This window comes from Luteibacter sp. GL_149, assembly GCF_057834065.1.
On sequence record NZ_CM174395.1, the window covers coordinates 2,953,755 to 2,971,434 of the forward strand.

16 protein-coding genes are annotated in these 17,680 nt (G+C 65.2%); 8 read left to right on the top strand and 8 right to left on the bottom strand.

Annotation, left to right across the window (positions count from 1 at the left end):
- Nucleotides 1-46 precede the first annotated feature (46 nt).
- The 7 genes from ppk1 to AC3IR3_RS13135 all read left to right on the top strand — a co-directional run bounded on the left by ppk1 (nt 47) and on the right by AC3IR3_RS13135 (nt 8,013).
- Nucleotides 47-2,122, top strand: a complete 2,076-nt coding sequence (gene ppk1 / locus AC3IR3_RS13105) for a polyphosphate kinase 1 (RefSeq protein WP_489192704.1) — start codon at nt 47-49, stop codon at nt 2,120-2,122.
- 24 nt (nt 2,123-2,146) lie between these two features.
- Nucleotides 2,147-3,292 (top strand): MGDG synthase family glycosyltransferase, encoded by a 1,146-nt coding sequence (locus AC3IR3_RS13110; protein ID WP_489192706.1) that lies wholly within the window; start codon nt 2,147-2,149, stop codon nt 3,290-3,292.
- Nucleotides 3,289-3,795: a hypothetical protein gene (locus tag AC3IR3_RS13115; RefSeq protein WP_489192708.1), complete on the top strand. Its 507-nt coding sequence runs from the start codon at nt 3,289-3,291 to the stop codon at nt 3,793-3,795. Before AC3IR3_RS13110 ends, AC3IR3_RS13115 begins: the two co-directional genes overlap by 4 nt.
- A gap of 92 nt (nt 3,796-3,887) precedes the next feature.
- Complete coding sequence (locus tag AC3IR3_RS13120) at nt 3,888-5,405, top strand: Ppx/GppA phosphatase family protein (RefSeq protein WP_489192710.1); 1,518 nt, start codon at nt 3,888-3,890, stop codon at nt 5,403-5,405.
- Nucleotides 5,406-5,620: 215 nt separating this feature from the next.
- Nucleotides 5,621-6,337 (top strand): peptidylprolyl isomerase, encoded by a 717-nt coding sequence (locus AC3IR3_RS13125; RefSeq protein ID WP_489192712.1) that lies wholly within the window; start codon nt 5,621-5,623, stop codon nt 6,335-6,337.
- 4 nt (nt 6,338-6,341) lie between these two features.
- Nucleotides 6,342-7,076 (top strand): UDP-2,3-diacylglucosamine diphosphatase, encoded by a 735-nt coding sequence (locus AC3IR3_RS13130; protein ID WP_489192714.1) that lies wholly within the window; start codon nt 6,342-6,344, stop codon nt 7,074-7,076.
- A gap of 85 nt (nt 7,077-7,161) precedes the next feature.
- Nucleotides 7,162-8,013 (top strand): ion transporter, encoded by an 852-nt coding sequence (locus tag AC3IR3_RS13135; protein WP_489192716.1) that lies wholly within the window; start codon nt 7,162-7,164, stop codon nt 8,011-8,013.
- A 209-nt stretch (nt 8,014-8,222) separates the two neighbouring features.
- Here AC3IR3_RS13135 and AC3IR3_RS13140 read toward each other — a convergent pair whose 3' ends face one another.
- The 8 genes from AC3IR3_RS13140 to AC3IR3_RS13175 all read right to left on the bottom strand — a co-directional run bounded on the left by AC3IR3_RS13140 (nt 8,223) and on the right by AC3IR3_RS13175 (nt 17,143).
- Entirely contained in the window at nt 8,223-9,023 is an 801-nt protein-coding gene (locus tag AC3IR3_RS13140; protein WP_489192717.1) for a ferritin-like domain-containing protein, read from the bottom strand.
- 64 nt (nt 9,024-9,087) lie between these two features.
- Nucleotides 9,088-10,566 (bottom strand): amidophosphoribosyltransferase, encoded by a 1,479-nt coding sequence (purF, locus tag AC3IR3_RS13145; protein WP_489192719.1) that lies wholly within the window; start codon nt 10,564-10,566, stop codon nt 9,088-9,090.
- Between the two features lie 13 nt (nt 10,567-10,579).
- Complete coding sequence (locus tag AC3IR3_RS13150; RefSeq protein WP_489192721.1) at nt 10,580-11,173, bottom strand: CvpA family protein; 594 nt, start codon at nt 11,171-11,173, stop codon at nt 10,580-10,582.
- A gap of 61 nt (nt 11,174-11,234) precedes the next feature.
- Nucleotides 11,235-12,278 carry an SPOR domain-containing protein gene (locus tag AC3IR3_RS13155; RefSeq protein ID WP_489192723.1) on the bottom strand — a complete coding sequence of 348 codons (1,044 nt, stop codon included), beginning with the start codon at nt 12,276-12,278 and terminating at the stop codon, nt 11,235-11,237.
- An 87-nt stretch (nt 12,279-12,365) separates the two neighbouring features.
- Nucleotides 12,366-13,640, bottom strand: a complete 1,275-nt coding sequence (gene folC, locus AC3IR3_RS13160; RefSeq protein WP_489192724.1) for a bifunctional tetrahydrofolate synthase/dihydrofolate synthase — start codon at nt 13,638-13,640, stop codon at nt 12,366-12,368.
- Nucleotides 13,637-14,245, bottom strand: a complete 609-nt coding sequence (locus AC3IR3_RS13165) for a GNAT family N-acetyltransferase (RefSeq protein ID WP_489192725.1) — start codon at nt 14,243-14,245, stop codon at nt 13,637-13,639. Before AC3IR3_RS13165 ends, folC begins: the two co-directional genes overlap by 4 nt.
- 154 nt (nt 14,246-14,399) lie before the next feature.
- Nucleotides 14,400-16,727: a heavy metal translocating P-type ATPase gene (locus tag AC3IR3_RS13170; RefSeq protein ID WP_489192727.1), complete on the bottom strand. Its 2,328-nt coding sequence runs from the start codon at nt 16,725-16,727 to the stop codon at nt 14,400-14,402.
- Nucleotides 16,724-17,143, bottom strand: coding sequence for a heavy metal-responsive transcriptional regulator (locus AC3IR3_RS13175; RefSeq protein WP_489192729.1), 420 nt, complete (start codon nt 17,141-17,143; stop codon nt 16,724-16,726). Before AC3IR3_RS13175 ends, AC3IR3_RS13170 begins: the two co-directional genes overlap by 4 nt.
- Before the next feature lie 325 nt (nt 17,144-17,468).
- Between AC3IR3_RS13175 and AC3IR3_RS13180 the strand changes: the two genes are divergently transcribed.
- Nucleotides 17,469-17,642, top strand: a complete 174-nt coding sequence (locus tag AC3IR3_RS13180; RefSeq protein WP_489192730.1) for a DUF3363 domain-containing protein — start codon at nt 17,469-17,471, stop codon at nt 17,640-17,642.
- Nucleotides 17,643-17,680 lie beyond the last annotated feature (38 nt).

The window sequence follows — 17,680 nt, forward strand, 5'->3', positions numbered from 1 at the left end:
GCAAACGCGCCACCATCGGCGTTTGTCACGCGGCGAAGTGGAACGAATGAGCGAGTACGTCGACCTCGGGGCCCCCGAGCTCTATCTGAACCGGGAACTGGCGGCGCTGGAATTCAACTTCCGTGTACTGGCGCAAGCCCGCGACGCCGCGATTCCCGTTCTCGAGCGCCTGCGTTACCTCACCATCGTCAGCAACAACCTCGACGAATTCTTCGAGGTTCGCGTGGCCGTGCTGAAGCATCACCATGCGCTCAGCTCCGCGGCGCCCGGGCCGGACGGCATGCCCTCGGCGGAAATCCTGGCGCGCATTCGCGAGCGCACGCTGGAACTGGTCGCCGACATCTACACGACGTGGCAGGACGAACTGGGCCCCGCCCTCGCCGTCGAAGGCATCCGCTTCCTTACGCACAGCCAGTGGACCGAAAAGCAGCGGCGCTGGCTGCAGGGCTATTTCCAGAACGAGATCATGCCCGTGCTCTCGCCGCTGGGCCTCGATCCCGCGCACCCGTTTCCGCGCATTCTTAACAAGACGCTCAACGTCGCCGTGGTCCTGCAGGGCCGCGATGCGTTCGGCCGCGAAGGACACATGGCGCTGGTCCGTGCGCCGCGGTCGCTGCCGCGCCTGGTTCGCCTGCCGGCGGAAGTCGCCGGTGCGGACTTCGATTTCGTGTTTCTCGCCGAAGTGCTGCAAGCCTTCGCCGTCGAGATGTTCCCCGGTTTCAATGTCTGTGCGTCTTATCAGTTCCGGGTCACGCGCAACAGCGAGCTGGTGGTCGAGGAAGCCGAGGTCGAAAACCTCGCCCGCGCGCTCAGCGAGGAACTGGCCGGTCGCGGGTATGCGCGCCCCGTTCGCCTCGAAGTCGGCGCGGACTGCCCGCGCTCCATCACCGATATGTTGATGGCTAACTTCCAGCTCGAAGACCAGGACATCTACCGCTGCGATGGCCCGGTGAACATCATTCGTGCCGGCATCGTCTACGACCAGATCGACCGCCCCGAACTGAAGTTCCCCCGTTTCACGCCGCGCTTGTCGCCAGTGTTCGAGAAAGAGGTCAACGAGTTCGACGTGCTCAGCACGCGCGATGTGCTGCTCCATCATCCCTACGAATCCTTCGCCTCCGTCGTCGAACTGCTGCGCCGCGCGTCTCAGGACCCCAACGTACTCGCGATCAAGCAGACGCTTTATCGTGCGGGCAAGGACTCGCCGCTGGTCGACCTGCTGGTGGACGCGGCGCGCAACGGCAAGGACGTAACCGTCGTCGTCGAACTGCGCGCGCGTTTCGACGAAGAGGCGAACATCGGCCTGGCCAACCGTCTGCAGGAAGCGGGCGTACAGGTCGTATACGGCGTCGTGGGTTACAAGACCCACGCGAAGATGCTGTTGATCGTGCGCCGCGACGGCGACGGCCTGCGTCGCTACGTTCACCTGTCGACCGGCAATTATCACCAGGGCACCAGCCGCGGTTATACCGATATCGGCCTGATGACCTCGAACCAGGAAATCGGCGAGGACATCCACAAGGTCTTCCAGCAGCTTTCGGGGCTGGGACCGATGATCCAGCTGAAGCGTCTGCTGCATTCGCCGTTCACGCTGTACAGCAGCGTCATGGGCAAGATCGAGCGGGAAATCGAACACGCGAAGGCCGGACGTCCCGCACGCATCGTCGCCAAGTTGAACGCACTCAACGAAGCGCACGTGATCGAGGCGCTTTACCGCGCGTCCAACGCCGGTGTCGATATCGAACTCATCGTACGCGGCGCCTGCACGTTGCGACCGGGTCTGCCGGGCGTGTCGGAGCGTATCCGCGTGCGCTCGATCATCGGACGTTTCCTCGAGCACAGTCGCATCTACTGGTTTGGCAACGACGGCGATCCGGAAATCTACTGCGCCAGCGCCGACTGGATGGAACGCAACCTGATGCGCCGCATCGAGATCGCCACACCCATCCTCGACCCTGCCCTGGCGACACGCGTGTACGAAGAAACGCTGGAAAATTATCTGCGCGACAACACACAGGCCTGGATGCTGGGAGACGACGGGCGCTATACCCGCCGCATTCCCGGGAAGGGCCAGGAACCGTACAGCGCCCAGCAAGCGTTGCTTGCCAGGTACATCAACTGATGAGCATCAACCGATGAGTGCAGAATGACGCGTCGAATCCTCCTTCTCAGCGTTTCGGCGGGCGCCGGTCACGTGCGCGCCGCCGATTCACTCCACGCGACCGTCGAGGCGATGGCCGCCAACGGCGTGGACGTCACCAGCCTGCACCTCGACGCGATGGACTATGTCCCGTCGAGCTTTCGCCGTATGTACTCGGACTTCTACCTGCGCCTGATCACGAAGCACCCGCAGTTGTGGGGCATGCTTTACCGCATCACGGACGACGCGCATCCCGATGCGCTCGTGCAGCGCATGCGTCGCACGATGGAGCGGCTGAACACGCGCAAGCTGCGCAAGGCGATCGCGGAATTCCGTCCCGACGCCATCGTCTGCACGCACTTCCTTCCCGCCGAAATGCTGATGCACGAAATTCGCCGCAATCGCTTCGACGTGCCGGTGTGGGTACAGGTTACCGATTTCGACCTGCACCGCATGTGGGTCGTACCGCGCATGCGCGGTTACTTCGCGGCCAACGACGAAATCGCCGCGCGCATGCACGCCGTCGGTATCGACAGGAAAAACGTGCATACCACCGGCATCCCCATCATGCCCGCCTTCTCGTCCGCACCCGATCGTCTTGCCTGCGCGGCCGAATACGGCATCGATCCCGGCCGCCCTGCGTATCTGGTGATGGGCGGCGGTGCGGGTGTCGGCGGTCTGGACGACGTGGCCGCCAGACTCCTCGCGGTCGACGGCGACTTTCAGCTGGTCGTGCTTGCCGGACGCAACGAGGACGCGCTTGCCCGGCTGCACACGCTCGCCGCCCAGCATCCGGGGCGACTGTATCCGCAAGGTTTCAGCCGGCAGGTCGAGCGGTTGATGGCCTGCTGCGATCTGGCCATTACCAAGCCCGGCGGCCTGACGACGTCGGAATGCCTGGCGATGGGCCTGCCGATGATCGTCAATGCACCGATCCCCGGGCAGGAAGAACGCAACGCGGATTATCTGCTCGAGCAAGGCGCCGCCCTGAAGGGGATCGATGCGGAAGCGCTCGCGTGGCGCATCGCCCATCTGAACCGCAACCGGGGTCACCTGCAGGCGATGCGCGAACGCGCCCGCGCCATCGGGCGCCCCGATGCGGCGAAGGATGTGCTCAATATCGTGCTTGCGGATCTGGCGACGACCGCGTGAGGTTTCGGTTCGAACGACCGTGGACGCTCATTGCGACGTTTGCCTTCACCCTGGTCCTCGCCTGGATGTTCGCCAATGTCGAAATCCAGATAGAAGGCGGCGCGGGCTGGGCCACCAGCCTGCCCACGTGGCGCATCGAACGCCACTGGCTGCTGGACCTGCTGTGGGGTGGTCGCGCCATGACCGGCTACCACGCCTGGGTATTCCCGTTCATCGCGCTGTTCTTCCACTTCCCTATGGTGTTCCAGGGCCGCTGGACGTGGCGCGCCGAGGTACGGGCCATCGCCTGCGTGATGATCTTCTGGGTCACCGAAGACCTGCTTTGGTTCGTGCTGAATCCGGCCTGGGGCCTTGACCGATTCAATCCTGTCGACGTGCCATGGCATAAGCACTGGTGGGGCGTGGCGCCGACGGATTACTGGGTCTATGGCGCGCTGGGGCTGGGGTTGTTCGTGCTTTCGGGCCTCTCTTCGAGGTCGCGCGATCGGGTCCGCGCCGGGTAGGAGTCCGCTGTGCCCCTACAGAACGCGATCTATTGCCTGCAAGCCCTCGGCACGTGCAAGAATCGCCCGAATCGAAGTCTCGGGACGGCCCATTGAGCAATGCCGGCAAATCGCAGATCAATGAAGGCGAACTGCTCGCCGCCGTCGATCTGGGCTCCAACAGCTTTCACATGGTCGTGGCCCGCTTCGAGCACGGCGAACCGCGCGTCATCGACCGCCTGCGCGATTCCGTGCGCATGGCCGTCGGATTGCGCTCCGATGGCACGCTGGACGCAGAGCACCGCGCCGCGGCGCTCGCCAGCCTCGCCCGCTTCGGCCAGCGCATCGCCGGCATCCCCGCCATGCGCGTCCGTGCGGTCGCCACCAACACGGTCAGGCGACTCGCCTCGCCGCAGGCGTTCCTGTCCGCCGCCGAAGCGGCACTCGGCCATCCGGTCGAAATCGTCTCCGGTCGCGAAGAGGGACGCCTGATCTTCCTGGGCGCCGCGCACGACCTGCCCGCCTCGCGCGATCACCGGCTGGTGATCGATATCGGCGGCGGCAGCACCGAATTCATCATCGGTCGCGGCACCGCGCCGCTGCACACGGAAAGCGTCCAGGTCGGCTGCATCGCCTCCACCATGCGCTTCTTCCCTGGCGGGAAGATCACGCGCAAGCGCTGGCAAAAAGCGCGCCGCGAAATCGGCGTGCTGCTCCAGCAGTTCGGCGAGGAATATCGCGAGGCCGGCTGGGCCGACGCCTACGGGTCGTCGGGCACGGCTAAATCGATCGGCGCCGTGGTCCGCGCCATGAAACTTTCCGACAACGGCATCACGCCCGCCTCGCTCGCCGCCGTGCGCGAAGCCATCATCGAGCAGGGACAGTCCTCCACGCTCAAGCTGCCCGGACTGGCCGACGACCGCGCCGAAGTCTTCGCCGGTGGCGTCGCCATCTTCGAAGCCGCGTTCGAGTCCCTTGGCATCGAACGGCTGGGCGTATCGGAAAGCTCCATGCGCGAAGGCCTCCTGTGGGACCTGATGGGTCGCGCGGTCGGTACCGACCCGCGCACGGCCAGCATCGATGCCCTCGCCAGCCGCTACGGCGTGGACCGCGCTCAGGCGCGCCGCGTGGAAACCACCGCGCTCGGATTCTTCGATCAGGTGGCGAAGGCCTGGAAACTGGACGACGACGCCCGCGAATGGCTGTCGTGGGCCGCCCGGGTCCACGAGCTGGGCCTGGCCATCGCCCACAGCCAGCATCAGCGTCACGGCGCCTACATCCTCAGGCATGCGGACCTCGCCGGCTTCTCGCGGCAGGAACAGCAACTGCTGGCCGCCATCGTCGAGTGCCATCGCCGCAAGCCGGAAAAATCCGTGCTGGCAAGTCTGCCGGTGCGTTACCGCATGCTGGCGAAGCACATTACGGCGCTGCTGCGCCTGGGCGTACTGTTCCGTCGCGCCCGCCGCGCCGAGGCGTTGCCACGCATCCGCGTCGCCGCGACACGTCAGCGCCTGCGCCTGTCGATGCCGGCCGACTGGCTCGACCAGCATCCGCTGACCGAGGCCGATCTGGAGCAGGAACGCGAACCGTTGGCCGATCTCGGATTGCAGTTGGAACTGGCCACCGAATAAGGGGGGTGGGGGATGGGAAGTGGGGGCGCAGATCCGACGAACGCCTGAGGGGGCGGATATCGTCCGGCGGAAGCAACGGCTGCTTGGCGTTTGTCGTTCCCTCAGGCGTTCGCCGGAAGCACGCCCCCACTTCCCATCCCCCACCCGCACTTCATCAGAGCCCCCCTGTATAGGCGTATCATCGCCCGAATGTCTCGCCCTACCCGATAACGCCCATGCTTCGATTCGCCCTAGTCAGCCTGTTTCTCGCCCTGCCCTTGTCGCTTGCGGCGCAGACGGCCAAACCCAACGCTCCGGCGGCCGGCGCCGATCAGCATCCGCGCGTGATCATGCATACCAGCCAGGGCGACGTCACGCTGGAGCTGTACCCGGAGAAAGCGCCCAAAAGCGTGGCGAACTTCACGCAGTACATCCGCGACGGCTTCTACGACGGCACCGTATTCCACCGTGTGGTCGACGGTTACATGATTCAGGGCGGCCTCTACGGTCGCGACCTGACCCAGCGGCGTACGCGTGCGGCCATTCCCAGCGAAGCCGACAACGGCCTGTCGAATCTGCGCGGCACCATTGCCGTAGCGCGCGGCGCCGATCCGAATTCGGGTACCGCCCAGTTCTACATCAACCTCGTCGACAACCGCCGACTGGACTACGTCAGCAACCAGAGCGGCCTGACCTGGGGCTTCGCCGTGTTCGGCAAGGTCGTGGCCGGCATGGACGTGGTCGACAAGATCGCGAAACTGCCAACGCACCCGCAAGGTCCGTTCGTCAGCGACGTACCCGATCCGCTGGTCGTCATCACGACGGCGAACGTCGTCGGCGAGGAAAAGGCCACTCCCCCCGCTCCCACCGCCCCGGCGCCGCCCGCCCCGCCCGCTCCGAAGAGCGACGCGACGAAGCCCGCACCGGCCAAAGCGAAGACGGCGAAGCACTGATCGCATGACGACGCTCTTTATTTCCGACCTGCATCTGGACGATAGCCGCCCCGCGATCACGACCCTGTTCGAGAACTACCTTGCCAGCGACGAAGCGCGCGCGGCGGATGCGCTCTACATCCTGGGCGATCTGGTGGAAGCCTGGATCGGCGACGATGACGATGCCGAACTTCCCGGACGCATCGCACACGCGACGCGCGGCCTGCGCGATGCCGGCGTACCGGTGTACTTCATGGTGGGCAACCGGGACTTCCTGCTCGGCGAGACCTTCGCCGAACGTGCCGGCATGATTCTTCTCGACGACGGCACCGTACACGACCTGTACGGCACGCCAACCCTGCTGATGCACGGCGATCTGCTGTGCACGGACGACATCGACTATCAGGCGTTCCGCCGGCAGGTAAGGACGCCCGCATGGGGCGCGCAGATTCTCGCCATGCCGCTCGAGGCACGCCGTGCATTCGCCGCGAAAGCACGCACGGAAAGCAAAGAGCGCACCGGCCGTATCGCCGAGGCGATCATGGACGTGAACCAGCACACGGTGGAAACCGCCATGCGCGACAAGGGCGTGCATCGCCTCATCCACGGTCATACGCATCGTCCAGCCATCCACGATTTCACACTGGACGGCGCATCCGCGCAGCGCATCGTGCTGGGCGACTGGTACGACCAGGGGTCGGTGCTGACCGTCGATGCCAACGGTGTCGAGCTGCGCGGACTGCGTCTGCCCGCGGCTTGAAGGCATCGCCATCGGACTTCCTCTATAGCCGCAGGCCCCCGCCAAAGCGCTAGACTCGGCGCGGCTCCCGTGAGGCATTCCTTGCATGAACATGTCCCGGCAAGACACGCGCAGTCTCCGTTTCGGTAAGCCCGCGAGCGGATGGCGACGCAAGGCGCACGCGCTGATCTTCGAATCGGACACGGTGGCAGGACGTCGCTTCGACGTCACGTTGCTGCTGGTGATCGTCACGAGCGTGCTGGTCGTGATCCTGGACAGTGTCACGTCCATCCATGCGCAGGCGAGCGCGCCTCTGTATGTACTGGAATGGGTGTTCACCGTCGCTTTCACCGCCGAATACATCGTACGCCTGCTGTCCGTGCAGCGACCGTTGCGCTATGCCTTCAGCCTGTTCGGCGTGATCGATCTGCTGGCCATCCTGCCTACCTATATCGCGTTGGTACTCCCTGGCGTCCATTACCTCATCGACGTACGCATCCTGCGCTTGCTGCGCATTTTCCGGCTGCTGAAGATTCCCCTGTACTTCGACGAAGCGCACGGACTCATGACGGCGCTGGCGCATGCGCGCCGGAAGATTTTCGTGTTCTTCTTCGCGGTGTGCATCCTCGTCGTGATCCTCGGCACGATGATGTATGTCGTGGAAGGTCCGGAGCACGGATTCACCAGCATTCCCGCCGCGATGTACTGGGCAGTGGTCACACTGAGCACCACGGGTTACGGCGACCTCACGCCGCGTACGCCACTGGGCCAGATGCTCACCTCCGTCACCATCCTGCTCGGCTACGCGATCATCGCACTGCCCACCGGCATCGTCGGTGCGGAACTGGCCGCCGGCATCATTCGCGGCGAGCGCGATACGCGCATGTGTGCGCATTGCGGCACGGTCGGGCACGAGCGCGATGCGGGATATTGCAGGAAGTGCGGGACAGGATTGTAACCGCACGAACAAGGCGCTCTCCGTGAGGATGCCTATGGGGGTGCGAAGCTTTCCGTGGGAGCGCGCCTGCGCGCGAAAGCCAACGTAGCGAAGATGCTATGCGTGACATCCGCAGCCCGGGAAGCGGGCTCGCGAAGGTGAGCATCCGTCATCCTCACCCTGTTGGCTTTCGCGCGCAGGCGCGCTCCCACAGAAAGCGCAAAAAGCCCTTAGCCCAACGTTTCCAGCCACTCCAGCTCCAGCTCGCTGAAGCCGGCCTCGCGGCGGGCCGGGCGATTGAACGGACCGCGTAGCGACCCGTGCATGTACTCGTCGAGCAGCGCGACAAAGGTAGCGCGCGGCTCGACGCCGTCACGCTCGCAGCACCAGTGGAACCAGCGGGTCCCCGCGGCGACATGCGCGACTTCTTCGCGCAGGATCACTTCGAGTATCGCAACGGTCCGATCGTCGCCCTGACGCTTGAGGCGTTCGATCATTCCCGGCGTAACGTCCAGACCGCGCGCTTCGAGCACACGCGGCACCAGCGCCATGCGTGCGGTATCGCTGTGCGCCGTCTTTTCCGCCATGTCCCACAGGCCGTTATGCGCGTCGAAATCGCCGTAGGCGTGGCCAAGCTCCGCCAGACGCGAGGCCAGCATCGTGTAGTGGCGTGCCTCGTCGTTCGCACAGGACGCCCAGTCGCGATAGAAACCCTCGGGCTTGCCGCGATATCGATAAACGGCGTCCCACGCCAGATTGATGGCGTTGAATTCGATATGCGCAATCGCATGGACCAACGCGGCACGCCCTTCGGCCGTTCCGAGCCCGCGCTGCGCGAGATCGCGCGGCGATATCAGACGGGGAAGCGACGGCCGTCCCGGCGGACCGACCGGCTCGGGACCGGGCGCGTCGACATCGGGGCCCAGCTCGCCATCGAGCAGATGCTGCCATGTCTCGAACGACAGACGCACCTTCTCGGCCGGGTCGACGGCATCGAGACAGCGTTTGGCGGCGGCATGGAGATCGGTCATGTCCAGAATCCCTGAAACGACGAGGCGGCCTCGATGGGCCGCCTCGTTGTGGAGCCGATCGGACTCAGGCGCTACGGCGTTCCGTTTTCGCGGCATCCGAACGCTGGGTTTCCTGCTGTGCGAGGTAGCCGGCTTCGACACCCGTCACGTACTCGCCCGAGAAGCACGAGGTATCGAAGTGCTTCAGATCTTCGTTGCCGTCACTGACGGCCCAGATCAGATCTTCGAGGTCCTGATAGACCAGCCAGTCGGCGCCAAGCTCCGTCTCGACTTCCTTCACCGTACGGCCGGCAGCGATCAGTTCCGCCGTCGCGGGCATGTCGATGCCGTAGACGTTCGGATAGCGCACCGGCGGCGCGGCCGAAGCGAAGTAGACGTTCTTCGCACCCGCGTCGCGGGCCATCTGGATGATCTGCTTCGAAGTCGTGCCGCGAACGATCGAATCGTCGACCAGCAGGACGTTCTTCTTGCGGAATTCCAGTTCGATGGCGTTGAGCTTGCGACGCACCGATTTCACGCGCTCGCCCTGCCCCGGCATGATGAAGGTACGGCCGATGTAGTGATTCTTGACCAGCCCTTCGCGCATCGGAACGCCGAGCGCCTGCGCCAGCGAACTGGCTGCCGTACGCGAGGTATCCGGGATGGGGATGACCGCGTCGATGCCGTGGTCCGGACCACGCTCGCGAAGGATCTTCTCGGCGAGCTTCTCGCCCATGCGCAGGCGGGCCTTGTATACCGACACGTCTTCCATCATCGAATCGGGACGCGCGAGGTAGACGTATTCGAAAATGCACGGTGCGTGCACCGCATCCGGCGCGCAGCGCTGGGCATGCAGCTGGCCGCCGTCCGTGATGATGACGGCTTCGCCCGGCTCCACGTCGCGCACGCGCTTGAAACCGAGGACGTCCAGCGCGACGGATTCGGAGGCCACCGCGTATTCGCGGCCACCCACCGTCTCGCGCTCGCCGAGCACCAGCGGACGGATGCCGTTCGGATCGCGGAACGCCACCAGGCCGTAGCCGAGGATGAGCGCCAGGCAGGCATAGCCGCCACGCGCACGGGCGTGCACGGCGGATACCGCCTTGAAGACATGTTCGGGCGTCAGGTTTCCGCGGTCTTCCAGTTGCAGTTCGTGCGCGAGCACGTTCAGCAGGACCTCGGAATCGGAATCGGTGTCGATGTGGCGACGGTCGTCTTCGAACATTTCCTTGCGCAGCACCTCGGTGTTCACGAGATTGCCGTTATGCGCGAAGGCAATGCCGTAAGGCGAGTTCACGTAGAAAGGCTGCGCTTCTTCCATGTCGGTCGAACCGGCGGTCGGATAGCGGCAATGACCGATGCCGATGCGACCGTGCAGCTTGGAGACACCACTCTGGTTGAATACGTCGCGGACCAGTCCATTGCCCTTGTGCAGGCGCAGACGCGCGCCGTCCACCGTGGCAATGCCGGCGGCATCCTGCCCGCGATGTTGCAGGACGGTCAGGCCGTCATACAGGGCCGATGCCACCTCGGTGGTACCGACGATGCCGATGATTCCGCACATGGGACTTGCCTTCCTACTGATGAGCCGCCGTGGACGCGGCGGCAGGGTGAAGATGATCGATCGTGTCCTGCTGCGGCAACGACGGCACCGACAGCTTGGGAATATGGTCCAGCACGTCGGGCAGGTGGAAATTCCCGCGTACCGACGCTGGTAATTCTGAGCCGAGCCAGTCGGCTACGCCGCGAAATTGCGGCAACATCTGCGAATCGCGTACCCAGGAATCGCCGGCGATCGGCGTGAATCCCAGCAGGAACACGCCCAGCGACACGATCAGTACGCCGCGGGCAAAGCCAAACACCATGCCCAGCAGGCGATCGGTGCCGCCAAGTCCCGTACCCGCCACCAGTCGCCCGATCACGAAACGCACCAGCGCGCCCAGGATCAGTACCGCCACGAAGCACATGCCGTACCCGAGAAGCATCCGCGCCGAAGGCTGCGGGATGCTGTGCTCGAAATACCCGGCCACCGAGGGCCCGAACGTCCAGCAGACCCAGAAAGCCATCGCCCAGATCACCAGCGACAACACTTCAGAAATGAGGCCGCGCCATAGCCCCATCAAGACCGACAAGCCAAGGATCGTGAGAATGGTGTAGTCGAGCCAGTTCACTCAGGCGTTCCATGGCGGGGGCGGAGAGGCATGGGAATCGAAGCGCAGTGGGCCGCCCGCCTTACGGGGCGGTGACCACGACGCCGTCGATGCCGAGCTTGGCTTTCACCTGCTCCTTGAGGCGTACCGCGTCGTCCCGCTGCGTCTGCGGCCCGGCGCGTACGCGCCAGAGCTTCGCGCCGCTGCTGCTGGACACGGTGTCCACATAACCCGCGATACCCGCGGCGCGCAGCTTATCGCGCAGACGCGTGGCTTCGACTTCGTTGCTGACGGCGGCAAGCTGAACGGCGAACCCGCCCGCGTGCGGCGCACTGGCAGCGGCGGGTGCAGGCGCGGGAGAGGTGCCTGCCGGCGCGGCGGCAACCGGGGCCGGCGCGCGCGGCGCGACATCCGCCTGCTGGCTGCTGGAACCTGCCGACAGGGAGGCTGGCACGCCCGGAACCGACGAGGTGATCTTGAGACGAGCCGCCTCGGCGGCCGTACGGCTTTCGAACGGCCCTGCCGTGACGCGGGTCAGCGCCTTGCCGGCCTGCGTCGTGGCGCTGGCGGTGACGGGATAACCGAGCCCACGGACTTTCGATACCAGCGCATCAGCCTTGGCGTGATCCGCATAAGCGCTGAGGTTGATCGTATAGCTGCCGCGTGCGGCCGTGCCGGCGGGCTCGGCCGGTGCGACAGGCGTTGCTGCCGCCGCGGCCGGCTTCACCGGAGCGGTCGCGACGGGCGTAACGGGCTTCGGCGCCGGCGTGCTGCGAGCCGATGCGGGCTTCGGCTGCGGCTGGTTGGCGAAATCTTCCGGCAGGGCGTCGGCCGGCTTGCGCGAAGCGATGTTGACCGAGGCGAGCTTGTCGCCCGCCGGAGCCGCTGCAACGGGGGCCTGGGGAACCGGGCCATTGGCCACCTGGGCACCCGCCACGGAAGCCGGGGCGCCGTTCGGCGCGACATCGAGCGTCCGCGTCTGCAGTTCGCGATCCGGCGCCGGAGGAATTTCCAGGCTGACGGTCTGGTCGGCATCCGTTTTAGGCGGCGCGCTGGAGAAGATCATCGGCAAGAACAGGACCGCCAGAGCGATCAGGACGGCGGCACCCAGCAGACGTGTTTTCAATGAAGGCTCCATACGGCTGACGCTTAGCGTATCGCCGCGATTATACCCGGCATCGGGCACCCATCGCCTGCGTGGCGACAGGGACGTTCACATAGCCATGGATAACCCGGCCGAGGCTACGAAGAAAGAACCGAAGATCAGGATCGTATCGTCCGCCGCCGCATCTTCCCGCGCCGCGCGTATCGCCGAGGCGACATCGTCGAACGACGCGTGATGGGCACCCGGCAGGGTTTCCTGAAGGAAGGTCGTCACGGCACCCGCGGTCAGTCCGCGCTTCGTGCTTCCGTCCAGCCCGGCGAGATACCAGCCGTCCACCCGCCGACCGAGAGCGCCGACGACACCGGCCACATCCTTGTCGGCAAGCGCGCCAAAGACCGCGAGCACACGACCGCCCTGCCCGTGCGGCCGGGCGTCGAGCCAGTCCGCCAGCGCACGGGCCGCCTGCGGGTTGTGCGCGACATCCACCACTTCGCGCGGCGCGGCGCGCGTCTGCTGCAAGCGAGCCGGAACATGCACCGCGCGCAGGCCCGCCGCCATCGCGTCGACGCCGACCGGCAGGCGTTCGCGCAACGCATGCAGAACGGCTACGGCCGTCGCTGCGTTGTCGTGCTGGCACGGCGCGTCGAGCGCAGGGTCCGGCAGGTCGAACGACGTACCGTCGCGATGGGTCCAGCGCCAGCCATCGACACCGCGCACCACCGTGAAATCGACGCCTGCCCGCTCGGTCGCCGCGCCGATCGTGTTCAATGCATTGATCAGACCCGCGGGGGAATTCGCCTCGCCCACGATGGCGGGACGCTCCACCCGGGCGATACCTGCCTTTTCATAGCCGATGCTGTCGCGGTCGGAACCCAGCCAGTCCTGGTGATCGAGATCGACGGTCGTGATCGCCACCGCATCGGCGTCCACGATGTTGACCGCGTCCAGACGCCCACCGAGACCAACTTCCAGAATCGCGACATCCAGGTCGGCACGTATCAGCAGATCCAGCGCCGCCAGCGTGCCGAATTCGAAATAGGTCTGCGGAATCTCGCCGCGCGCTTCCTCGATACGCTCGAAGGAAGCCACGAGATCGTCGTCGGCAGCGTCGCTGCCGTCGATGCGAATGCGTTCGTTATAGGCAAGCAGATGCGGCGAGGTGTAACACCCGACGCGATAGTCCGCCGCGCGAAGCATGGCCTCCAGCAGCGCGACCGTCGACCCCTTGCCGTTCGTGCCACCCACCGTGATGACGATGGGCGCGGGCTTGCCGCCGCCCATGCGTTGCCACACATTGCTTACCCGTTCGAGACCGAGTGCGATGTCTCGCGGATGCACGCCTTCCTGATAGGAAAGCCATTCGGCGAGGCTGCGCGAGGTCAACGTACGAGCTTCCGCATCCAGACGCCGAGACGATGCTTCACCGGCTCCGCGCTGCCGATTTCCGGCCACGTCAGTTCGCACGTCATGTCCGTGCGCGGCTCGTAGCCTCGCTTCGTCCAGAACACCCCGTTTCCGCGATAACCCGAAGGACGACGCGGATCGTTCTCGTCGCGCTGCACGGAGCAGAATGCCGTCCAGCGAAAATCGCCAACAGTGCGCGCATGCGCTTCGCGGGTATCGAAGAACCGATGACCGATGCCGCGACCGCGCCATTCGGACAACACGACCGATTCGCCGAAATAGTACACATCGTCGACGGGAATGCCCTTGCGCTCGAAAGGCTGGTGGTACGAAGCCGCATCGTCGCGCAGGGGGATGCCCGTTGACGCGCCGACGATCTCGTCGCCGACCCGCGCCAGCACGCAGATGCTGCGCGGAGATGCCGCGTAGTGGGACAGGTATTCGCGCTCGTAGTTGTCGTCACCCACGTACAAGTACGGCCATTCGCGGAACACGGCGGTGCGCAACGCGGCCACCCGGTCGAGGTGGTCGAGCATCGCGGCACCCACGTAGGTTTCGATGCGAAAGTCGGTGGACTGGGACATGGGACGCTCGGAAAGCGGTGGGGAGATGCGAAGCTTAACGCGCGAAGAGCACTTACGCGCACGCTGTACATCGGAGCGCCCGACGGAGCGGGCCCGGTGGGAGCGCACCTGCGCGCTCCCACAAAAAATGGCCTGCCCTGCTGGGCCACCTCAATCAGAGCTTTTCGCCCCGCAACCGCAACGCATTACCCACCACCGACACCGAACTCAGGCTCATCGCCAGCGCGGCCACCATCGGCGACAGCGTGACGCCCCAAAGCGGATACAGCAGGCCCGCCGCCAGTGGAACGCCAATGGCGTTGTACACGAAGGCAAAGAACAGGTTCTGCCGGATATTGGTCACGGTCGCCTGAGACAAACGACGCGCACGCACGATGCCCGCCAGATCGCCCTTCAGCAAAGTGACCGATGCACTTTCGATGGCGATATCGCTGCCATTGCCCATCCCGATGCCGACATCGGCCAGCGCCAGCGCGGGTGCGTCGTTCACACCATCGCCCGCCATAGCCACCTTGTGCCCCGCCTGCTTCAGGGCCCGGATGATCGACGCCTTTTCTTCGGGAGACGCACCGGCGTGCACCTCGTCGACCGACAGATTCGCCGCTACCGCGCGCGCGGTGGTTTCGCTGTCGCCGGTTAGCATCACCAGACGCAGGCCAGCTTCGCGCAGTGCATCGAGTGCGGGTGCCGCCGAAGGCTTCACCTTGTCGGCGAACGCGAGCAAACCAGCGAGACGTCCGTTCAGCGCAAGGAACATCACCGTGGCGCCGTGCGCGCGCAGAGACTCGGCCCGATCGCGCGCCGCGCCGGTATCGACACGCTCCTGCTCCATCAGTTTCAGATTGCCCAGGGCGACATCGGTGTCGCCGACCCGGCCAACAACGCCACGACCCACCGCCACTTCGAACCCCGTGACCGCAGGAATGACTATTCCCTCGGCGTCGGCCGCCGCGATGACCGCCGCCGCGAGCGGATGCTCGCTGGGCCGCTCCACCGCCGCCGCGAAGGCCAGTACCGCCGCGCGTTCGCGACCGTAGGTCTGTACCTCGGTCAGCGTTGGCTTTCCTTCCGTCAACGTGCCGGTCTTGTCGAACACCAGCGTATCGACATCGCGCAATGTTTCGATCGCCGACGCATCGCGGAACAGGATGCCCATCTGCGCACCACGACCGCTCGCGACCATGATCGACATCGGCGTCGCCAGCCCCAGCGCGCAGGGACAGGCAATGATCAGAACCGATACCGCCGCGACAAGCGCGTGAGCGAAACGCGGATCGGGACCGACCAGCCACCATGCCGCAAACGCAAGGACGGCCACCGCCACCACGGCGGGCACGAACCACGCCGCGACGCGATCGGCAATACGCTGCAACGGTGCGCGAGAACGCTGCGCATCGGCGACAAGCGCCACAATGCGCGACAACATGGTATCGCCGCCGATGCGATCGACACGCATGGTCAGCGCGCCATGCTGGTTCAACGTACCGCCGGTCACGCGATCGCCATGCCTCTTGCTCACCGGCATGGGCTCGCCTGTGAGCATGGCTTCGTCGACATGGCTTTCGCCCTCGACGACAACACCGTCCACCGGCACTTTCTCGCCGGGCCTGACGCGAAGCACATCGCCCACGGCGATATCTTCCAGCGCCACGTCATGCTCGCCGCCATCGTTGCCGATACGCCGTGCCGTCTTCGGCACCAGACCGAGCAGCGCGCGCAATGCGGCTCCGGTGCGCCGACGCGCGCGCAACTCGAGGAAATCGCCCAGCGACACCAGCGTAACGATCACCGCCGCCGATTCGAAATAGACGGCTACACCACCGTGCCCGTCATGCATGGCGGGCGGAAAGAGTCCGGGAAAAAGAAACGCGATCGCGCTATACGTCCAAGCCACACCCGTACCCAACGCGATCAGCGTGTACATATTCGGTGACCACGGCCGCAACGAACGCCAGCCGCGCGCGAAGAACGGTGCACCGCCCCAGAGCACCACGACACTGGCGAGCACCGCCTCGACCCAGCCCGCGATCGCGTCGAACGGATGCGCGAAATGCCAGCCGAACAAATGCGGTCCCATGGCAAGCAGAAACACGGGAAGCGTCAACGCCAGCAACCCGGCCATCCGCCGCCCCAGCGCCCGCACCTCGCCGTCGTCGTCATCCGCGGACGGCATGGCCGGCTCCAGCGCCATGCCGCATTTCGGACACGAACCGGGGCCGATCTGACGGACTTCCGGATGCATGGGACACGTATAGATCGCGCCCGCGGGAGCCGCCGGTGCGGCCGACGCCTTCGGATGCAGGAACGCATCGGGGTCGGCGACGAAACGATCGTGGCAGCGCGCGGCGCAGAAATAGTACGTCCGCCCGTCGTGCCCGGCCCGATGCTTCGCCGTTTCCGGATCGACCGTCATCCCGCAAACCGGATCTTTCACTTCCACCGACGCGGTAGCGCCATGGGCTGCACAACACGAGGCGCTCATGCCCGCACGTCCGACAAGGCGCGAAGAATGGGACATTCCTCCGGCGCCCCATGCCCCGGGCAGGCGTCGATCAGATCCGCCAGCCCGGCACGTACGCGCTGCAATTCGACAATGCGCGCGTCGATGGCCTCAAGCCGGTTCTGTGCCCGCTCGCGTACGCCACTGACGCCTTCCGCCCGGTCGGACGAAAGAGCCAGCAGTTCACGTATTTCCTCAAGGGTAAAGCCCAGGTCCTTGGCCCGCCGGATAAAACGCAGGCGCACCACCGCGCCAGTGTCGTATTCCCGATAGCCCGACGCACGCCGGCGCGGCTGGGGAAGCAGTCCCTCGCGCTCGTAATAGCGGATGGTGTCGATAGCAACGCCCACGGTGCTGGCGATGCGCCCAATAGTCAGAGAGTTCGATTCGGTAGTCATGGGACATAGTCTAGACCCTTGATCTAGGTCAAGAGTCAAGCACGACGTGGCATTATCTGTTGTCGAGCTCCCTTTATCTCGTCACTGCTTAACCGAGGCGTTCGCGGACTAGGACCAGACGGCGTCCACGACGATGAGTAGGTCATGCGGGCATCCTCGTTCAGACCAGTAGGCATCGCATGAATGCCCTTTGGGGGTGACCTGAAATGGGGCTTTATGAGTTGAAGTTGATCTGGCTTCTATTGACCGCTACCGCTGCGGCTCGGGGCTGGGTCGTGTTGAGAGCTATCGACGCAGCGTAATGCTCGCTAGCGGGCGGTACGCCATGCTCGACGACGGCAAGGGATTCAGCCTGGTGCCGTGGAGGTCAGTGATTGAACAGAGACTGGGCCAGCAGTTCGCCGCGACGGGTGCGCGGTGGCGGGGTCAATGGGGAGTTTGGACGGCAGCGCGGGCTCTCCATCTGATGACCAGGCTCTGCATCAACCGAGACAACTAGCCGCCGATTCTGGAAAGCTCATCCGAAGCAAGCACAAC